The organism is Streptomyces sp. P3, assembly GCF_003032475.1.
Lineage (GTDB): Bacteria > Actinomycetota > Actinomycetes > Streptomycetales > Streptomycetaceae > Streptomyces.
Map to the genome: position 1 here is coordinate 3407633 of NZ_CP028369.1, position 18815 is coordinate 3426447.

Sequence of the window (18815 nt, forward strand, 5' to 3'; positions counted from 1 at the left end):
TTGGTAGCATCGGGAGTATGAAGATCAGTGTGAGCCTGCCGCAGGAGGACGTCGCCTTCGTCGACGAGTACGCGTCCAGAACCGAGGCCGATTCGCGGTCCGCCGTGATACACGCTGCCATCGAACTGCTGCGTGCCGATCAGCTGGAGGCCGAGTACGCCGAGGCATTCCAGGAATGGGACGGGAGCGAGGACGCCGGGTTCTGGGACAGGTTCGCGGGCGACGGGCTGGCTGATGAGACGCGGTGACATCTATCTGGTCGACTACGAGCCGACGCGAGGCAGCGAAGGGAACAAGGCGCGCCCCTCGGTGATCGTCTCCAACGACGCCGCCAACCGGTCGGTCGAGCGCCACGGCCGAGGGGTGATCACCGTGGTGCCCCTCACGTCGAACACGACGCGCGTCCTGACGTTCCAGGTGTTCCTCGGCGCGGACGAGTGCCACTTGCCCAAGGACTCGAAGGCTCAGTGCGAGCAGGTTCGAGCCGTGACTCCGGAGCGGATCCTTGCGCGGATCGGTGCGGTGCCACGACCGCGCATGGCGGAGATCGACGGCGCACTCAGGCGGCACCTCGCTCTCTGAGCGCACCTGAGGGGTGACCGCCGAACACGGGCGGTCACCCCTCAGCAAGTGCGCGAGGCGTCAGCCCCTGAGCTCGTCCGCCACCAGCTCCGCGATCTGCACCGCGTTCAGCGCCGCGCCCTTGCGCAGGTTGTCGTTGGAGATGAACAGGGCGAGGCCGTGCTCCACGGTCTCGTCCCGGCGGACGCGGCCCACGAAGGACGGGTCCTTGCCGGCCGCCTCCAGCGGCGTCGGGATGTCGGTGAGGACCACGCCGGCGGCCTCGGACAGCAGCTCCGTCGCGCGCTCCGCGGACAGCGGACGCGCGAAGCGGGCGTTGACCTGAAGGGAGTGCCCGGAGAATACCGGGACCCGGACACAGGTGCCGGAGACCCTGAGGTCCGGGATCTCCAGGATCTTGCGGGACTCGTTGCGGAGCTTCTGCTCCTCGTCCGTCTCGCCCAGGCCGTCCTCGACGATCGAGCCGGCGAGCGGGACGACGTTGAAGGCGATGGGACGCTGGTAGACCTGCGGCTCGGGGAAGTCGACCGACCCGCCGTCGTGGGTCAGCTTGTCGGCCTCCGGCACCACCTTCTGCGCCTGGCCGTGCAGCTCCGCCACGCCGGCCACGCCCGAACCGGACACCGCCTGGTACGTGGCGACCACCAGCGCCTCCAGGCCGGCCTCCGCGTGCAGCGGCTTCAGGACTGGCATCGCTGCCATCGTGGTGCAGTTCGGGTTGGCGATGATGCCCTTGGGGCGGTTCGCGATCGCGTGCGGGTTCACCTCGGAGACGACCAGGGGGACCTCGGGGTCCCTGCGCCAGGCGGAGGAGTTGTCGATCACGACCGCGCCCTGGGCGGCGACCTTCTCCGCGAGCGCCTTCGACGTAGCGCCGCCCGCCGAGAACAGGACGATGTCCAGGCCCGTGTAGTCGGCCGTCGCCGCGTCCTCCACCGTCACGCCGTCCAGGACCGTCCCCGCCGAGCGGGCCGACGCGAACAGGCGCAGCTGCGTGACCGGGAAGTCCCGCTCCTCGAGGATCCTGCGCATGACCGTGCCGACCTGACCGGTGGCTCCGACGATTCCGACCCTCACGGCGACTCCCTCTGTCCGTCCCATTTACGTGCGTGTTCCCTGGCCGAGGCCATTCCATGATGCGGCCGACCCCGGCCCGCCTGTCCAATTCTTTGCCCCGCATGCCCGAGGGCTGGGACGCCCCGCCGGGAACACCGGTTGCGGAACTCTCTCCCACACCCCGCTGAACTGGAGGAATTCGCCCCGCGCGCACCCCGCACCGCAAGCTGTGCTGCCGCGCGCGCCGGTGTGACGTACGCCTCTGCGCCATTCGTCACGGCTGCGCCGAACGTTTCCGCGGCCCACGACGTCGTAGTGGAGACGCGGTAGGGAGGGGTGGCTGTGCTGCGCAGAAGAGCCCATCGCGCCCAGGGGGACGGGACCGTGTCCGGCGACGATCCCCTGGACGCGGCGCAGGAACGCCGGGTTCGGGCGGTGCTCGCGCTGGGCGGGGTGCCGCAGGCGGACCTGCCGGACGGGGTGCAGCAGGTCCGCCTGCGGTTGCTGGAACGCGCGGCGAACGGCTACGAGGCGCCGCGCGACGTCTCCGCGTGGGCTGCGGTCGTGGCCTCAAACCTGGCCATGGACTGGCATCGCGCCAAGCGCCGTCAGGAGCGGCTGGGGGAGCGGCTCGCCTCGCTGCGCCAGCACGAGCCCGCCTCGGGCGAGGACACCAGCGTGCTCTCCCTCGCCGTCGCCCAGGGCCTGGACGAGCTGCCCGACGCCCAGCGGCAGGTCCTCGTCCTGCGGTTCTACGCCGACCTGCCGGTGCGCTCGATAGCCCGGGAGCTGGGCGTGCCGGAAGGCACCGTGAAGAGCCGTCTGCACACGGCGGTCCGGGCCCTGCGCGCCCGCCTGCACGAGGACGAGGTGGTGTGAGGTGACCGCGGAACACGACGGCCGCGCGGGCCTGGACGCGCTGATGGCGGCGATCGTCGACGAGCCGCTGCCGCAGGAGAGCCGCGCGGACGACGCCTTCATGGCGGAGCACCGCTCGGCGACGGCCGACCTCGCGCTGTTGCGCGAACAGCTCGGCGTCCTCGCGGACGCCCTCACGGCGGAGCCGGCGGTCCAGGCGGAGCCGGCGGAGCAGCGGGCCGCCCCGGCACACCGGCCCGGGCGACTCCGGCGCTCCCGGCCGCCCCGCGCGTCCCGGTTCTCCTCGCCGTCCCGGCCCTCGCCGGGGGCCCGGCTGCGGCCTCTCGTGCTGCGCGCCGCGGGCGTCGCCGCCGCCGGCGCGATGGTTTTCGGGGCCGGGTGGGCGGTCGTCCAGGTGGGACACGGGGCGTCCGACGACGCCGACGCGAAGGCGAGCGCCGCGAGCGACGCGGGCGCGCGCGCCGACGGGCCGGGGGCCAAGGGCACCGAGGACGCCGGCAGCCCCCTCGGCGACCCCGGGTACCTCGTCTGCACGCGGCTCGTGGTGGAGGGCGAGGTGACGGACGTCCGCCCGCTGTCCGGTACGACCCGAGAACGGGTCACGCTGCGCGTCACGCACGCGTACCGGCCGGCCGAGAGCACGCGGGAGGCGGGCTTCGAGATGGAGCGCGACATGGACCCGCTGTTGGCGGCGGGTGACCACGTGCTGGTCGCGCTGGGGCGGGGGTCGGTCACGCCCGACGTCTGGGCGGTCGGCGAGGCCGACATCGCGCCCATGCGGACCGCGCTCGCCCGGGCACTGCCCGAGACGGCCGACCTCACCTGCACAGGAAGCCCGTCCGGCTGACCACGACCGGCTGACCGGGGCCGGGACGGGGTCGGTCGCGGGGCGCGGGCTCCCACGGGGGTCGGTCAAGCCGGGCGGCGCCGGACGGACGCCGGTGAGACGGTGGGAGGGTCGGCCCGCGGGCGGGTACCGGGGCATGGCGCGTGCCCCGGCTGGAGCCGGTCGACGGCGCGGGGAGGGGAAGGGCACGGGGCGGGAACGGCGAGGGGCGGGCGCCCTTTCGGACGCCCGCCCCCACTGCCGTGCACGGTGTCACGGGGTGACCTTGTTACGGGGTGACCTTCTCGATCGCCACGCTGCCGGAGCCCGCGACGGTGCCCCGCGCGTTCACCAGCTGGACCTGGCCGAAGAAGGCCCGGCCCTCGGGCGCGGCGGCCGCGGCGGTGACGGTCGCCTTGACCGACGTCGAGGCGCCCGTGCCGAGCTTCACCGGCGTCGACGCGTCGACGGAGACGGTGCCCAGGGTGGACGAGAAGAACACGTCCAGGTAGTCGTACGCCGTCGTGCCGGCCGGGACGGAGTACCCGGCGACCTCGATGGTGTACGTGCCGGCGGCCGGCGACGGGATGGAGACCGCCTCCTCCGAGTCACCGTCGGCCTGCTGCGCGACCTGCTTGCCGGCCGCGTCGAAGACCGTGAGGTCCAGGTCGGCGGAGGCGTCCGAGACGTTGCCGATGGAGACGTCGAGCGACTTGGCGCCGGCCGGGACCTCGACCGTGGTGGTCTGGGTCGTGCCGTTCGCGATGGTCGGGCGGGTCGCCTTGGACGAGCCGAGCGGGCCGCCGGCCAGCTTGCCGTCGATCGCGGCGAAGTTGTTCGTGACCTTCCAGGAGACGGCGGCCGGGGTGCCGACCTTCGCCTCGGGCACGGTCACGGTCGCCGGGTCGAAGACGGCGCCGTAGACGGTCGCGTCCAGCTTGTACGGGTTGTCCAGCAGCGGCGACGTGCGGCGCGACTCGACCTCGATCTCCCAGACCCCGGCCTGCGGGTTCTGGTACGAGCGCGCGTCCGGCCGGCAGCCGTTGGTGTCGGGGTAGTTGCTGTAGCAGTAGATCGTGGAGCTGTCCTCGACCGCGACGCCGTACGGGTGGATCGAGATGAACCGCGTCTGGCTCTTGTCCTTCAGCCCGCCGATCGCGACCTCGAAGGACTTGGCGCCCTCGGGCACGGTCAGGAAGTACGACTGGAAGCTGTTGCGCTGCACGGAGTTCGACACGGAGAACGTGTGCTTCACCGGCGTCGAGACGACGACCGTGTTGAGGATCTGCTTGTCGACGCCCTCGGTCTTCGGGTCGTCGACCGCCAGGATGGCGCTGGCGATGCCCGCCGCCTTCGGCTTGGCCTGGATCCTGACGGTCACCGGCTTGTTCAGCGGCAGCTTCACCTCGTCGTCGCCGAGGATCCGGAAGGTGCCGGCCGCGTTGTTCTCGAGCTCGAGCTCGTGGCGGACCGCCTTGTCGGGGCCGGACGTACGGGTGATGGTGACGTCGTACGTCTTCTTCTGCCCGGCCTTCAGACCGCTCTCGCGGTCGTAGACGCCGGTGCCGAAGCCCGGGGTCTTCAGTGCCTGGTCGAGCGCGGTGTCGACCGGCGCCTTGACGGTGTAGTCGTGGGCGGTGGCGCCCTTCCTGATGGACTTCCAGGCGTCCACGATGTCGATGGCGCCCGCGCCCTCCTCGTACGCCTGCACACCCTTGATGTGGTGGGCGGTCGAGGTCAGCGCCGTGCGCAGGATCGCCGGGGTGAGCGCGACCTTGTGCTGCTTGGCGGCCGAGATCAGCAGCGCCGAGGCGCCCGCGGCCTGCGGGGACGCCATCGAGGTGCCCTGCAGCATGGAGTAGCCGGCCGGCAGCGGGTAGCCCGCGTCGGCGACCGGGGAGCCCGGCAGCCAGGTCTGGGTGGTGTTGATCGAGGCGCCGGGCGCGACGAGCGTCGGCGTGAAGCCGCCGTCCTCACGCGGGCCGCGCGAGGAGAACGGCAGCAGCGCGTACTTCTTCGTCACCTGCGAGCCGTAGTTGGCGGCCCAGGTCTCCTTGGAGATGGCCGCGCCGACCGAGATCACCTTGTCGGCCAGACCGGGGTCGCCGATGGTGTTCGCGCCGGGGCCCTCGTTGCCCGCGGAGATCACGAGCTGGACGCCGTAGGTGTCGATGAGGCGGGTGTACAGCTCGGCGCGCGCGTTGTTGCCGTCGTTCAGACCCGGCAGACCGCCGATCGACATGTTGACGATGTCGACGCCGCGGTTGACGACCAGGTCGATCATGCCCTCGGTGAGGGCCACGTTGGTGCAGCCCGGGCCGAAGACGCAGGCGCGGGAGGAGACGAGCTTCGCGCCGGGCGCGGCGCCGTTCATGCTGCCGCCGAACAGGCCGTTCGCGGCGGTGATGCCGGCCACGTGGGTGCCGTGCTCGCTGGCGATGAGACCGATGTTGGCGAAGTCGGCCTTCTTGCCGACCCAGTCGCCGCCGAACGGGTCCATCGGCACGTCCTTGCGGATCTGCACGACGAACGGCTGGCGCTCGACGACGTCGGTCGCCGGGTTGTCGGTGCCGAAGTACCCGACCTGGTAACCGTCCTTGTACGGCTTCATCGCGGCGTCGTCGCCGAAGTCGCCGTTGTTGTTCACGTCGACGGTGACGGTGCCGGCGGCCGCGTCGTACAGGACGCCCCACACGTCGGTGGTGTCGCCGTCGCGGTTGACGTCGCCCTTGGCGTCGCCGCCGGCGGTGGCGGACTCACGGAACAGGTTGACCTGGTAGGAGCCGGGCTTCGCGGTCCAGGTGCGGCCGCCGAAGGTGAAGCTGGGGCCGGACACGGAGGTCGTCATCGGGCGCCAGGAGGCGTCGCCGTCGAGGATCGGGTCGGTGGCCGTCACCCAGTCGACGATCTTGCGCTCGCCGGTGGTGGTCTTCTGCAGCGCGGGGTGGCCGAGGTCCACGCCGGAGTCGAGGATGCCGATGGTGACGCCGCGGCCGTCCGCCTTCGGGTTCTTCTCCACGAAGTCGACGGCGCCCGTCTCGAAGGACGGGTTGTACGGGTTCTCGGCGGGCGTCTTCCTGCTCGGCGCCGGGTAGGTCTTCGTCTTCGCGGCGGACCTGCCGGACTTGGCGGTGTCCGCGCTGGGCGCCGGGTCGTCGAGGACGATGTTCTGGCGCAGGTCGATGGCGTGCACCGAGGACAGCTTGGCGGCCGCGGCGATCGCGGAGTCGGCCTTGCCGGTCGGGACGGTGGCGCGGACGTAACCGAGCTTGTCGTAGGACTGGCCCACGGAGCCGCCCTTGACCGCGTTCAGCTCCTCGGCGACCTGCTCGGTCCGGCCGGGGGCGGTCGCGACCATCAGCGTGACGTTCTTGTCGCCGGCGGCCTTGGCCTCGGCGAGGAGGTCGGCGTCGTCGGAACCGAGCTTGTCGTGGGCGGACTTCACGCCCGGGTCGGCCGCGGCCGGGGTCTGGCCGGCGTCGGCGGAGAAGGCCATCGGTATCGGTCCGGCCGCGGACAGCGCGGCCACGAGGCCCGCGGCCACGGCTGTCCGGGCCACGCGTCTTGCGCCCGATATCGGTTCACGCTCGGGGGTGAGGGTCATCGGCATCCCTTGTAGGTAAAGGAACGAGCGACGCGTGATCAGGCCGTTCCTGACTGATCACGGTCCTCCGGAATGCGCTCCCGGATGACCGCAAAGCTTTGCCTAAGAGTCAGTTGTTTGGGGAGAGTTGACCGAATCGATATGGATGCATGGGGAAAACCCTCTACGAGCCGACTGTGTGCGCTGTCCGGCGGCTGTGGGGCCGGAAAACCCCGGTCCGGGCGGACGGGTCCGGCTACCGTCCCGGTATGCGCAAGAAGTTGAGGGTGGCGGCCTACGCCGTCTGTGTCCGCGACGGCCGGCTGCTGCTCGCCCGCTCGCCCGCGCTCGACGGCACCCTCGAGTGGGTGCTCCCGGGCGGCGGCATGGAGCACGGTGAGGACCCCCTCGACACCGTCGTGCGCGAGCTCGACGAGGAGACCGGCTACCGCGTCGAGGTGACCGGTCTGCTCGGCATCGACTCCTCCCGCCGCACCGTCGGCCGCGAGGGCCTGCGCGGTCCCGTGGACCACCACGGCGTCCGCGTCGTCTACGAGGGGCGGGTCGTCGGCGGGGAGCTGCGCCACGAGGTGAACGGCTCCACCGACATGGCCGCCTGGCACGACCTGGACGCGGTGCCCTCCCTCACCCGGGTCCGCCTGGTCGACACCGCGCTCGCGCTGTGGCGGGAACGCCCGGTGAACGGCCGGAGGGTCTTGCCGTCCGGGGAGGCCGTGGCGTCCGGGGAGCCCGTGTCGCCGAAGGAAGCCGTGCCGCCGGAAGAAGCCGTGCCGCCAGTGGAATGAGAGGGCGGTCGAGGGCCTGTCGCCGGCCGCCGGGGACGCCCGGCCGCGGGGCGTCTGTCGTCGGCGTCCGGCGAGGCGGCGCACCGGGTATCCCTCTCGTTCGCGAGGGGAATGGGTCAATGCCGGGGAAGCACCACGACGTACGCGGCCGGGTCGCGGTCGCCCGACGCCATCAGCGCCGTGCGGACCACCGCCGCCTGCTGCTCCCCCGCGTCCCGCAGCTTCTTCGGGGTGACGTACACGACGGTGATACCCAGCCGCTCCAGGTGTTCCCGCTTGCGCGCGTACTCGGACCACAGCGCGTCCTCGTCCTGGCGCGGGGCCCGGGTGTCCAGCTCCACCGCCACCGCCTGATCCGGCCAGTAGGCGTCCAGGCCGCCGAGGTGGAGGCCGCCCGGCAGGCACAGGTCCACGTTCCACACCGGGTCGGGCAGCCCGTGCTCGCGCACCATCGCGTACAGGCGGTCCTCCGCGATCGCGCGTCCCTCCGCGAGCAACGCGTCCACGGCGTCGACCACATGCGGCCGGCTCAGCAGCCTGGCGTCGTTCAGCTCCCGCACCACGGACGCCGGTTCGCAGTGACCCCCGCGCACCGCCTCCGACAGCAGCCGCCGCACCGCTCCCGCGTCCGTGAGCCCGGCCACCGCGTCGGCCAGGGCGCGCGGCACCGGCGCCACCGGGACCCCGGTCGCCTGCTCGGGAGCCGGCAGCGAGGCCGTGCGGACGACGTGCGCGCAGCCCGTCGAGCGCAGCCGGCGCAGTCGCGGCACCAGGACGTCGACGTGCTCCAGCGACGTCAGCGGCGGGGCGGACGCCAGCCCGTGCAGGTTCAGGGCGGCCAGACCCGTGATCATCGCGTCCCGGTACACCGGCCGGTGCGGGTCCCCGGAGACGGGCTGGGGCGGCACCGCGGCCGCCGAGGTCTGGCGGGCCGCGTACATCAGCACCGCGTGCAGCCGCTCCTCGCTGGTGGGCGGTCCCGGGTGGAGCAGGTACACACCGGGCAGCACCTGCTGCCAGGGCCCGCCGGGACGGCACTGCTCGTCGGCCTCGGCGGCCGTCACGCCCTGCGAGCGGAGGCGGGCGGCGGTGGCGACGCGGCGGTGGACGTCAAAGAGGTGGCGGACGGGGCGGGGGGACGCCGAAGGGACGCGGGGGAGCGGGGTGTTGTGGGTCATGCAGAGGGGATTCCGCCCGCGGCGGGCCGACTAACCGCCGTTACACGCCTGTCGGCAAATCGGGACAAGTTCGCCCTAAAGGACGGATGTTCGGATGCCGAGTAGGGGCCGAAAACCCCTGGTCCCGAAGGAGGGTGCCAGGGGTTACGGGTCGGATTGGCTGAATTCCGTAACGGTGACCGTCGGCAAAATTCATGGCCAAAGGTAGAGCCTGCAGGGGGAAGCGCTCGGACGGGAAACGCTCGGAGGGGCTTTCCGAATCACGCCGGAAGCACGCCTCAGTCGGTCGCGGTCCCCGCTTCGGCCCGCGCGTCGCACGCCTGTCCGCGCAGGCCCCGCGCATGGTCGTCCCACGCCTCGAGGACCAGCCGGCGCAGCGCCGGGGGCGCCGAGTCGTGCGCGGCCAGCCAGATGTCCGTCTCCACGAGCGTCTGCGGGGAGTCCTGCAAGGACGGGAACAGGCCCTTGACGATGGTCATCGCGATCTGGATGGAACGCTCGGACCAGACCCGCTCGATCGCCGCGAAGTACTTGTCCCGGTACGGCGCCAGCAGCTCCCGCTGCGAGGGCTGGCCGAACCCGGCGATCGTCGCCTCCACCAGGGCGTTGGAGAGGGCGTCGGACTCCACCACCTGCGCCCACGCCTGCGCCTTGACCGCCGCCGAGGGGCGGGCGGCGAGGCAGCGGACCTGGTGGCGCCTGCCGGACGCCGTGTCGTCGCGGGCCAGTTCGGCCTCCAGCGCCTTCTCGTCCGCGTACCCGTGGGCGGCCAGCGGCTCCAGGAACGTCCAGCGCAGCTCCTGGTCGACCTCCAGCCCCTCGATGGCCGTCGTGCCGTCCAACAGGCCCTGCAGCAGCTCGAAGCGGGCCGGGCTCTCGGCCGTGCCGGCGAAGAACCGCGCCCAGGCCAGCTGGTGCTCGCTGCCCGGCGCGGCGGCGTACAGCTCGCGCTCGGCGCCCTCGGCCAGCAGTCGCGCTCCGGTCTCCCGCAGCGGCGGCGCCACATAGTGCACCAGTGCCGACTCCGCCCACGCGTGCAGCATCTGCAGCACGCCGATGTCCGACTCGCGCCCCGCGAAGCGCAGCACCAGCCCGATGAAGTCCCGCGCGGGCAGCAGCGCGTCCCGCGTCATGTTCCACAGCGCCGACCAGCACAGCGCGCGGGCCAGCGGGTCGGTGATGTCGCCCAGGGAGGAGCGCAGGGCGTCCAGCGAGGTCTCGTCGAAGCGGGTCTTGCAGTACGTCAGGTCGTCGTCGTTGACCAGGACCAGCTCCGGCGCCTCCTGGCCGGCCAGGTCCGGCACGATCGTGCGCGGACCGTCGACGTCCGCCTCGGTGCGCGCGTACCGCACCAGGCGGCCCTCCTCCCGGCGGTACAGACCGACCGCGACCCGGTGCGGTCGCAGCTCCGGATGGGACTCCGGGGCCTCCTGGAGCACCGCCAGCTCGGCGATCCGGCCCGCCGCGTCCAGCAGCACCTGCGGGGTCAGCGAGTTCACGCCCGCCGTCTGCAGCCAGGACCGCGCCCACGCGGCCATGTCCCGGCCGCTGGTCTCGCCGAGGACCGACAGCAGGTCGCCGAGGCCCGTGTTGCCGTACGCGTGCCGCTTGAAGTAGCGGCGGGCGCCCTCCAGGAACGCGTCCTGACCGACGTAGGCCACCAGCTGCTTGAGCACGCTGGCGCCCTTGGCGTAGGTGATCCCGTCGAAGTTGAGCTTGGCCTCCTGAAGGTCGCGGATGTCGGCGGTGATCGGGTGCGTGGAGGGCAGTTGGTCGGCGCGGTAGGCCCAGGCCTTGCGGCGGTTGGCGAAGGTGATCCAGCTGTCGGAGAAGCGCGTCGCGCCGACGCTCGCGAAGGTGCCCATGAAGTCGGCGAAGGACTCCTTCAGCCACAGGTCGTCCCACCACACCATGGTGACGAGGTCGCCGAACCACATGTGGGCCATCTCGTGCAGGATGACGTTGGCCCGCGCCTCGTACGAGGCCCGCGTCACCTTCCCGCGGAAGATGTACTCCTCGCGGAAGGTCACCAGGCCCGGGTTCTCCATCGCGCCGAGGTTGTACTCGGGCACGAACGCCTGGTCGTACTTGCCGAAGGGGTACGGGTAGTCGAAGTGGTCGTGGAAGAAGTCCAGGCCCTGCCGCGTGATCAGGAAGACGTCGTCGGCCTCGAAGTAGGGGGCCAGCCCCTTGCGGCACATCGCGCCGAGGGGGATCTCCAGCGTAGTGCCGTCGCCCAGGTCACGCGTGTAGGTGTCCGTCACGTAGTGGTAGGGGCCGGCCACGACACAGGTGATGTACGTCGAGATCGGCTTCGTCTCCGCGAACCGCCAGACCCCGTCCGCGAGCTCGCCGGCGCCGTTGCTCCACACCGTCCACTCCTCGGGCGCGCGCACCTCGAAGCGGAAGGGGGCCTTGAGGTCGGGCTGCTCGAAGGTGACGAAGACCCGTCGCGCGTCGGCGGGCTCGTACTGCGTGTAGAGGTAGACCTCGTCGTCCTCCGGGTCGACGAAGCGGTGCAGGCCCTCGCCCGTGCGGGAGTAGGCGCACCGGGCGTCCACCACCAGCTCGTTCTCCGCCGCCAGGTCCTCCAGCAGGATCCGGGTGCCGTCGAAGACCTCGCCGGGGTCGAGATCGCGGCCGTTGAGGGAGACGGACGTGACACTCGGCGCGATCAGGTCGGCGAAACTCGACGCGCCGGGCTCGTTGCAGCGGAACCGGATCGCGGTGACCGACCTGAAGGTGCGCGGCCCGTCCTCGGACGGGCCGGCGACCGCCGAACGGACGTCGAGGGACACGTCGTACCCGTCGACGGACAGCAGGGCGGCCCGCTCCCGGGCCTCGTCACGGGACAGGTTCTCACCGGGCACGGGCGGTACTCCCTCACTGCGTGGCGCATGGGTCTGGCGGACAGGAGCGATCCTGCCATGCGCACCTGACGCGGGGCGGCAGGGAATGTGCGGCACGGGTCGCGGTGTTGTAGCGGGAGAGTTGCGTCTGCTGAGGATCTCTAGGGAGAGACATGTCGGAGAAGACCCCCGTCGACTTCTGGTTCGACCCGCTGTGCCCGTGGGCCTGGATGACCTCCCGGTGGGTGCTGGAAGTGGAGAAGGTCCGTGACATCGAGGTCCGCTGGCATGTCATGAGCCTCGCCGTCCTCAACGAGAACAAGCTCGACGAACTGCCCGACGAGTACCGCGAGATGCTGGCGGTCAAGGCCTGGCAGCCGGTGCGCGTGGTCACCGCCGCCTGGCAGCTGCACGGCGAGGGCGTCCTCGGCTCGCTGTACACCGCTCTGGGCACCCGCATCCACAACAACGGCGAGGGCCCGACCCTGGAGGCCGTCGCCGGCGCGCTGAAGGACGTCGGCCTGCCCGCCTCCCTGATCGACTACGCCGAGCAGTCGGACTTCGAGTTCGACGCCCAGCTGCGCTCCTCCCACAAGGAGGGCATAGAGAAGGTCGGCCAGGACGTCGGTACCCCCGTCATCGCCGTGCCCGGACCCGACGGCGAGCAGATCGCCTTCTTCGGCCCCGTCGTCACCCCCGCCCCCCAGGGCGAGGAGGCCGGCCGCCTGTGGGACGGCACTCTCGCGGTGGCGTCGGTCCCCGGTTTCTACGAGATCAAGCGCACCCGGACCAAGGGCCCCGACTTCAGCAACCTGTGAGGCCGTGACGTGCGGCGTCCGCATCAGCACGGCCCGCCGCTCCCGCCCATCGGCCGGCACGGCGGCGTGACCCGCACGCCCCGAGGTCCCCGACCTCACAGGGCACTACACCTGGGGGACCGGCCGCGGCGGCGTCCGGAACTCCTCCGGGAGGTCGAAGCCGGCCCTCCAGTTGAAGTAGGACTGCACCCGCACACAGCCCTGGCGGGTGCAGCGCCGGTATTTGTGGACGTCCGCGCTGTGCACCTGCCCGAGGGCGTAGGCGCGCTCGGCGTCGTGCAGGCGCCGGAAGTGCTGCTCGGTGTCCCCGCAGTTGGGGCAACGTCTCTTCGGAAGACCCATGCGGGCACTGTCGCCCGCGACGGCGTCCGCCGGGAACCCCCCGCGCCGTGCGGGCGTCGCGACTCGCACGGTCGCCGTACGGGAACGGCACGGCAACGGCCCCGCGAGTCCTGTCCTCGCGGGGCCGTCCCGTCACGGCGCGGTCACGCCGCGACGGACGTGTAGTGCGCCGCGCCCCCCTCGGTCGAGTAGCTCTCCTTGCCCTCGACGCCGACCGGGATGTCGCCGGCGAGGGTCACCCGGTGCAGCCGGCGCGGCTGCTTGTCGTAGTTGTGCACGTTGTGCACGTTGAGCGCCTCGCGCAGGGCGGTACGGGCGCCCTCGTCGAGGGGCCCGGCGACGTCGACGCCGCTGACGTGGGCGCCGATGTTCGCGGGGAGCTTGCGCAGGTGGAGGGAGATGGGAGGGTCCTTTCAGACGGTGGCGAGTGTGGGGCCGACGTACTGGTTGGCGGGACGCGGCAGGCCGTACCGCTCGCGCAGGATCGTGCGCGGGCCGTACCCGGTACGCAGCAGCCCTCGGGCGCGCAGGACCGGGACGACGTGGTCGACGAAGGCGTCGAGGCCGGAGGGGAGGACGGCGGGCATGATGTTGAAACCGTCGGCGGCGCCCTGCCGGAACCAGGTCTCGATCTTGTCGGCGACCTGCTCGGGCGTCCCCGCGAAGGTGAGATGCCCGCGGCCGCCGCCGAGCCGCCCGATCAGCTGCCGCACGGTGAGGCGTTCGCGCCGGGCGAGCTCCACCACGAGCGTGTAGCGGCTCTTCGCGCCCTCGATGGCCTCCTCGGACGGCAGAGCGGCGGGCAGCTCGGCATCCAACTCCAGTGTGCCGGGCTCCAGTTGCAGCAGCGACTCCAGCCGCCCGACGCCGTGCGCGTACACGATGTGGTCCTCGAGGACACGTTCGTGTTCCCGTGCCTCGGCCTCCGTGGAGCCGATCACCGGCACGATCCCGGGCAGCACCTTGATGTGGTCCGGATCGCGGCCGCCCGCCGCCGTGCGGGCCTTCAGATCGGCGTAGAAGGCCTGCGCGTCGGCGAGGGTCTGCTGGGCGGTGAACACCGCCTCCGCGTACCGGGCGGCGAACACCTTGCCGTCCTCGCTCGAGCCCGCCTGCACCAGCAGGGGGTAACCCTGCGGCGAACGCGGGACGTTGAGCGCGCCCTCGACGCTGAAGTACGTCCCCCGGTGCCGGGGCGGGTGGATCTTGCGGTCGTCGCCCCAGACGCCGGACGCCTTGTCGGCGACGATCGTGTCGTCCTCCCAGCTGTCCCAGAGCTTCAGCGCCACGTCGAGGAACTCGGCGGCCCGGGCGTACCGCTCGGCGTGCGCGGGCTCGGCGTCGAGACCGAAGTTGCGGGCGGCCTCCGCACCGGCCGTGGTGACGATGTTCCAGCCGGCCCGGCCACCGCTGATGATGTCCAGCGAGGCGAACTTGCGGGCCAGGTTGTAGGGAGAGTTGTAGGAGGTCGACGCGGTGGCGATGAGACCGATGTGCTCGGTCGCCGTCGCCAGCGCGGTGAGCAGCGTGAGCGGCTCCAGCGAACCGGCCGGCCGCTGTGCCAGGTCGCCCCACAGCTGGGGGCCGTCGGCGAGGAACAGCGAGTCGAAGGCGCCGCGTTCGGCGGTCCGGGCCAGCCTGACGTAGTGGCTCAGCTCGACATGGGCGTGCGGATCGCTCTCGGGCAGCCGCCACGAGGCCTCGTGGTGACCGGTGTTCATGAGAAACGCGTTGAGATGAAGCTGGCGGGGCATTGCGTGTCCTTCGGACGGTGGGAGGAGGAATGAACGCTGGGAAGACTCGGCCCGTCCGGCGGCGCCCCCTCTGGGGGGCTCGGGGACGAGGCCTGGCAGGGCCCGAATCGGGGGTCCGGGGGGCGGCGGCCCAAAGCAGGCGGACCGGCCGGCGACCGACCGGCTTCAGCCGATGTCCGCCGTCACGCCCAGCGCCGCAAGCAGCCGCTCGCGGTACTCGCCGAGCAGCGGATCCCGGTACGAGCGCGGATGCGGCCGCTCGACGGTCAGGTCGAGCCCGATCCGGCCGTGCTCCAGGACGAGCACGCGGTCGGCGAGCACCATCGCCTCGTCCACGTCGTGCGTGACGAGCAGCACGGAGGGCCGGTGGCGCTCCCACAGTTCGCGCAGCAGGGTGTGCATCTTGATCCGGGTGAGCGCGTCCAGCGCCCCGAACGGCTCGTCGGCCAGCAGGAGTTCGGGCTCGCGGACCAGGGAGCGGGCCAGTGCGGCGCGCTGCGCCTCACCGCCGGACAGCTCGTTGGGCCAGGCCCGCTCGCGTCCCTCAAGCCCGACCTCGGCGAGCGCCTCTTGCCCCCTGTGCCCGGCCTCCCGGCCGTCGAGGCCCAGCAGGACGTTCTCCAGCACCCGCCGCCAGGGCAGCAGTCGCGAGTCCTGGAAGACGACGGAGACCCGCTCCGGAGCCGTCAGCTCTCCGCCGCCGGCGACCGCGTGGTCCAGGCCCGCGACCGCCCGCAGCAGGGTGCTCTTGCCGGAGCCGCTGTGCCCGAGCAGGGCCACGAACTGTCCGGCGGGGATGTCCAGGTCGACGGCGTCGAGGACCGTGCGTCCGTCGAACGACCGGGTCAGACCGCGCAGTTGGACGCCAGCGGTACGGGTCAGCTGCTCAGTGTACGGCGCCATGACAGCACCCTCCGTTCGACGAGACGGACCGCGCTGTCGGAGATCAGACCGAAGACGCCGTAGATGAGGAGGCCGACCAGGATGACGTCCGACTGGCCGTAGTTCTGCGCCTGGAACATCATGTAGCCGAGGCCGCTGGTGGCGTTGATCTGCTCCAGGACGACCAGACCCAGCCAGGAGCCGGTGACGCCGAGCCGGAGGCCCACGAAGAATCCGGGCAGCGCGCCGGGAATCACGATCTCCCGGATGAATTGCACCCTCGACAGCCCCTGCACCTCGGCGAGTTCGACGAACCGGTGGTCGATGCCGGACAACGCGGCATGGGTGTTGAGGTAGATCGGAATGTAGACGACGATCGCGATGATCGCGATTTTGAAGGTCTCGCCGATGCCCAGCCAGAGGATGAACAGCGGGATCAGGCCGAGCGTCGGGATCGCCCGGTTGAGCTGCACGGTCCCGTCGATCAGCGCCTCTCCGGTCCGGGACAGCCCGGATGCCAGGGCGAGCGCCACGCCGGCGGTCAGGCCGATCGCGAAGCCGTATCCGGCGCGCTCCAGCGAGGTGAGGACGTCGGTGGTGAGCGTGCCGTCGCTCCACAGCCGGGCGCCGGTCTCCAGCACCGTCCAGGGCGCGGGGATCGCCGCGGGGTCGAGCCGCCCGGCGGCGGAGGCGGCGGCCCACAGGGCGAGGACGACGAGCGGTCCGGCCATGCGGGCGGCGGGCAGGCGTTTGCCGGGGGAGAGGCTGCGGCGGCGCCGTCGTCGGGGCGCCGGTTCGGCGGCCGCGAGGGGGGCCGTGCTCAGGGTGGTGGTGGTCATGGCGGTCACTTCCGGTACTCGGCGGCTACGGACTTCGCGGCGATGCCCTCGAAGCGGTGGTCGAAGAGCGAGGAGACGTCGAACTCCTTCACGAAGCCGCCCTCCGCGAGCAGATCCGCGGTCTCCTGCTCCCATCGGACGGCTTCGGCCCAACTGGGCGGGAACAGCGGCTTGTTGGCGAGCGCGGTGATCGCCCGCGCCTGGTCGAGGTTCAGGTTCTGCGTCTTGACGTAGAACTCCTCGTTCCACACGTCCGGGTGCTCGTACTGCCACACCTGGCCCTGCGCCCACTGCGGGATGTACGCGGCGACCGCGGCCGCCTTCGCCCTGTCGTTCAGCACGGACGCCGGCGCCCACAGCAGGTTGAGCAGGTCGACGACGTCGGTGGTGACGGTCCGGGCGCCCTTGGACGCGTACTGCTGGAGGTAGGCGGGCACCTGGGTGTTGCCGAGCGGGGCGACGTCGACCTGGCCGGACTGCAGCGCGGTGAGGAACTGGTTGCTGGTCAGCGGGACGAGCTGCACGTCGTCGTACGCCAGGCCGGCCTTCTTCAGCGCCCGCAGCAGGACCACGCCCTGGGCCTGTCCCTGCGAGAACGCCAGCTTCTTGCCGTGGAAGTCCGCCACGGTGCGGATGTCGCTGCCGGGCTTGGTGGCGAAGAGGTAGTTCGGCTTGCGCGTGATGTCGACAGCGACGATCTTCGCGTCGAAACCCTGGAAATGCGCCTGGATCGGCGGAATTCCCGCGTTGTTGGCGAGGTCCAGGGACTTCGCGCGGAACGCGTTGATGACGTCGGGCCCGGCCCCGATATTGAGCCAGTCCGACACCTCGAACGGCAACGCGGGCAGTTTCGCCAGCTTGAACTGCACCTGCTGGACGTTCTGGAAGGAGGAGATCCTCAGGCTCGTGCCGGCGGGCACCGTTGCCGTGAGCGGGGCGGTGGAGGGGCCCTTCCCGCTCGCGGCGGCGCTGCTCCGGGCGCAACCGCTGAGACCGGCGACACCGGCGGCGGCGCCGAGCAGGGAGGTGAGGAAGACGCGTCGGTCATGGATGGCAGGCACAGCGGGACCCCCAAGGGGAAAGCGGCGGAGAACGCAGACGGAACGCGGGAGCCGTCACGGAAAGACGGTCCGGGCCAGGGGAACGCACGCGCGCAGGATCACGCGGCGTCGGACCGCGTTCTCCCGCCCGCGTCTGTGGAGAACGCGGCAAAGCGGACGGAGAACGCGGCGAGAAGGCGCGCCGGGCGCGCCGACGGCAGACAGTGCGTCAGCGACAGGCGGCGCGACAGCGACAGAGGGCGCGTCAGCGACAGAGGGTGCGACAGCTCATGGAATGTGTTTCCCGTCCACTGGAGCAGTGGGTCGATGTCCGGAGTTGTGAACCACGTGGCTTACGACGTGGCGGGTCCACGTCCGCGCACGCCTCGGGAGAGGCGCCGAGCGACAGCGCCTCAGACCGGCCGACGACAGGTGGCCGTGCCCTGGCGTCGCAGGTCGACATAGCGACGCGACGTGAGGTTCCTGGACTGGGCGAGGGCGAACATGGCTGGAAGCGTAGGGCAGAGAACCTGAATCCCACCAGACCACTAGGATTTCGTTGGCGGGAGTTCACAATCCCGTCGCAGGCGGAAAGGTGAGCGAAACATCCCCACCTCAGTGATCGGCGTCACGCCACACCCGGTGTAATGGGCATCTTTTGTGTGGAGTCCACCACGCCGCGGTCGCACCCTTTGTCGAGCGTTGACGGTGAGCGGCTCGACCGCGCTGGGATAGCGTCGCCGTGTTCCGATCCGCCCCCGATCCCCGCGGAGTCCCCATGAGCACCGCCGCCACCCCCGCACGCCCCGGACAGGTCCTCGCCGACCTGCTCCCGGCCTCCCGCGTCCGGGACCTCGCGCTCGTACTCGGCGGTGCAGCGCTGACCGGACTCGCCGCCCAGATCGCGGTCCCCGTCCCCGGCAGCCCCGTTCCGGTGACCGGCCAGACCTTCGCCGCGCTGCTCGTCGGCACGACCCTCGGCGTCCGTCGCGGAGTCTCCTCGCTCGCCGTCTACGCGCTGGCCGGCCTGGCCGGCGTGCCGTGGTTCGCCGACGGCTCCTCCGGCATCGGCGTCTCCTTCGGCTACATCCTCGGCATGATCCTCGCGACGGCCGTCGTGGGCGCGCTCGCCCGCCGCGGCGCCGACCGTTCCGTGCCGCGCACGGCAGGCGCGATGCTGCTGGGCGAGGCCGTTATTTACGCCGTCGGCGTCCCGTACCTGGCCTACGCCGCCGACCTCTCGGCCTCCCAGGCGATCGCGGTGGGCCTCACCCCCTTCCTGATCGGGGACGCGGTCAAGGCGGCCCTGGCGATGGGCCTGCTGCCGACGGCGTGGAAGCTCGTCAAGCGGTAGGCACCTGCGACGAATTCCGGCCGGCGG

Annotated in this window: 16 protein-coding genes and 1 pseudogene; 7 read left to right on the forward strand and 10 right to left on the reverse strand. The window is 71.6% G+C overall.

What is annotated here, in order from left to right:
• Positions 1-17 precede the first annotated feature (17 nt).
• Entirely contained in the window at positions 18-248 is a 231-nt protein-coding gene (locus tag C6376_RS15270) for a ribbon-helix-helix domain-containing protein (protein WP_107443922.1), read from the forward strand.
• Positions 235-582 (forward strand): type II toxin-antitoxin system PemK/MazF family toxin, encoded by a 348-nt coding sequence (locus tag C6376_RS15275; RefSeq protein ID WP_107443923.1) that lies wholly within the window; start codon positions 235-237, stop codon positions 580-582. Before C6376_RS15270 ends, C6376_RS15275 begins: the two co-directional genes overlap by 14 nt.
• Positions 583-642: 60 nt before the next feature.
• On the opposite strand, the gene C6376_RS15280 is transcribed toward C6376_RS15275, so the two are convergent.
• On the reverse strand, positions 643-1659 hold the full coding sequence (locus tag C6376_RS15280) for an aspartate-semialdehyde dehydrogenase (protein WP_107443924.1): 1017 nt from the start codon (positions 1657-1659) through the stop codon (positions 643-645).
• 315 nt (positions 1660-1974) lie between these two features.
• Between C6376_RS15280 and C6376_RS15285 the strand changes: the two genes are divergently transcribed.
• Positions 1975-2517 carry a sigma-70 family RNA polymerase sigma factor gene (locus tag C6376_RS15285; protein ID WP_107443925.1) on the forward strand — a complete coding sequence of 181 codons (543 nt, stop codon included), beginning with the start codon at positions 1975-1977 and terminating at the stop codon, positions 2515-2517.
• Position 2518: 1 nt separating this feature from the next.
• Positions 2519-3364: a hypothetical protein gene (locus C6376_RS15290; RefSeq protein ID WP_107443926.1), complete on the forward strand. Its 846-nt coding sequence runs from the start codon at positions 2519-2521 to the stop codon at positions 3362-3364.
• A gap of 268 nt (positions 3365-3632) precedes the next feature.
• On the opposite strand, the gene C6376_RS15295 is transcribed toward C6376_RS15290, so the two are convergent.
• Entirely contained in the window at positions 3633-6947 is a 3315-nt protein-coding gene (locus tag C6376_RS15295; RefSeq protein ID WP_107443927.1) for a S8 family serine peptidase, read from the reverse strand.
• Between the two features lie 248 nt (positions 6948-7195).
• Between C6376_RS15295 and C6376_RS15300 the strand changes: the two genes are divergently transcribed.
• The gene (locus C6376_RS15300; protein ID WP_173985648.1) at positions 7196-7732 is read left to right on the forward strand and encodes an NUDIX hydrolase; all 537 of its coding nucleotides are present in this window, start codon (positions 7196-7198) and stop codon (positions 7730-7732) included.
• A gap of 116 nt (positions 7733-7848) precedes the next feature.
• Here the strand turns inward: C6376_RS15300 and C6376_RS15305 are convergent, their stop codons facing one another.
• On the reverse strand, positions 7849-8910 hold the full coding sequence (locus C6376_RS15305; RefSeq protein WP_107443928.1) for a hypothetical protein: 1062 nt from the start codon (positions 8908-8910) through the stop codon (positions 7849-7851).
• A gap of 278 nt (positions 8911-9188) precedes the next feature.
• Positions 9189-11780 carry an aminopeptidase N gene (gene pepN, locus C6376_RS15310; RefSeq protein WP_107443929.1) on the reverse strand — a complete coding sequence of 864 codons (2592 nt, stop codon included), beginning with the start codon at positions 11778-11780 and terminating at the stop codon, positions 9189-9191.
• Between the two features lie 152 nt (positions 11781-11932).
• Between pepN and C6376_RS15315 the strand changes: the two genes are divergently transcribed.
• On the forward strand, positions 11933-12577 hold the full coding sequence (locus tag C6376_RS15315; RefSeq protein WP_107443930.1) for a DsbA family protein: 645 nt from the start codon (positions 11933-11935) through the stop codon (positions 12575-12577).
• A 105-nt stretch (positions 12578-12682) separates the two neighbouring features.
• Here the strand turns inward: C6376_RS15315 and C6376_RS15320 are convergent, their stop codons facing one another.
• From C6376_RS15320 to C6376_RS15345, 6 genes and pseudogenes are all read right to left on the reverse strand, one after another.
• Positions 12683-12919, reverse strand: coding sequence for a hypothetical protein (locus C6376_RS15320; RefSeq protein ID WP_107443931.1), 237 nt, complete (start codon positions 12917-12919; stop codon positions 12683-12685).
• Positions 12920-13062: 143 nt separating this feature from the next.
• Positions 13063-13197 (reverse strand): annotated as a pseudogene (locus C6376_RS15325) (TauD/TfdA family dioxygenase); the annotation flags it as partial.
• Between the two features lie 135 nt (positions 13198-13332).
• Entirely contained in the window at positions 13333-14673 is a 1341-nt protein-coding gene (locus C6376_RS15330; protein ID WP_107443932.1) for an LLM class flavin-dependent oxidoreductase, read from the reverse strand.
• 165 nt (positions 14674-14838) lie between these two features.
• A complete protein-coding gene (locus tag C6376_RS15335) occupies positions 14839-15576 on the reverse strand; it encodes an ABC transporter ATP-binding protein (RefSeq protein ID WP_107443933.1) in 738 nt (245 codons plus the stop codon).
• Entirely contained in the window at positions 15552-16394 is an 843-nt protein-coding gene (locus tag C6376_RS15340; protein WP_107443934.1) for an ABC transporter permease, read from the reverse strand. Before C6376_RS15340 ends, C6376_RS15335 begins: the two co-directional genes overlap by 25 nt.
• Positions 16395-16399: 5 nt before the next feature.
• A complete protein-coding gene (locus tag C6376_RS15345; protein WP_107443935.1) occupies positions 16400-17455 on the reverse strand; it encodes an ABC transporter substrate-binding protein in 1056 nt (351 codons plus the stop codon).
• Between the two features lie 757 nt (positions 17456-18212).
• On the opposite strand from C6376_RS15345, the gene C6376_RS15350 reads away from it, so the two are divergent.
• Positions 18213-18788 carry a biotin transporter BioY gene (locus C6376_RS15350; protein ID WP_107443936.1) on the forward strand — a complete coding sequence of 192 codons (576 nt, stop codon included), beginning with the start codon at positions 18213-18215 and terminating at the stop codon, positions 18786-18788.
• Positions 18789-18815: the final 27 nt, after the last annotated feature.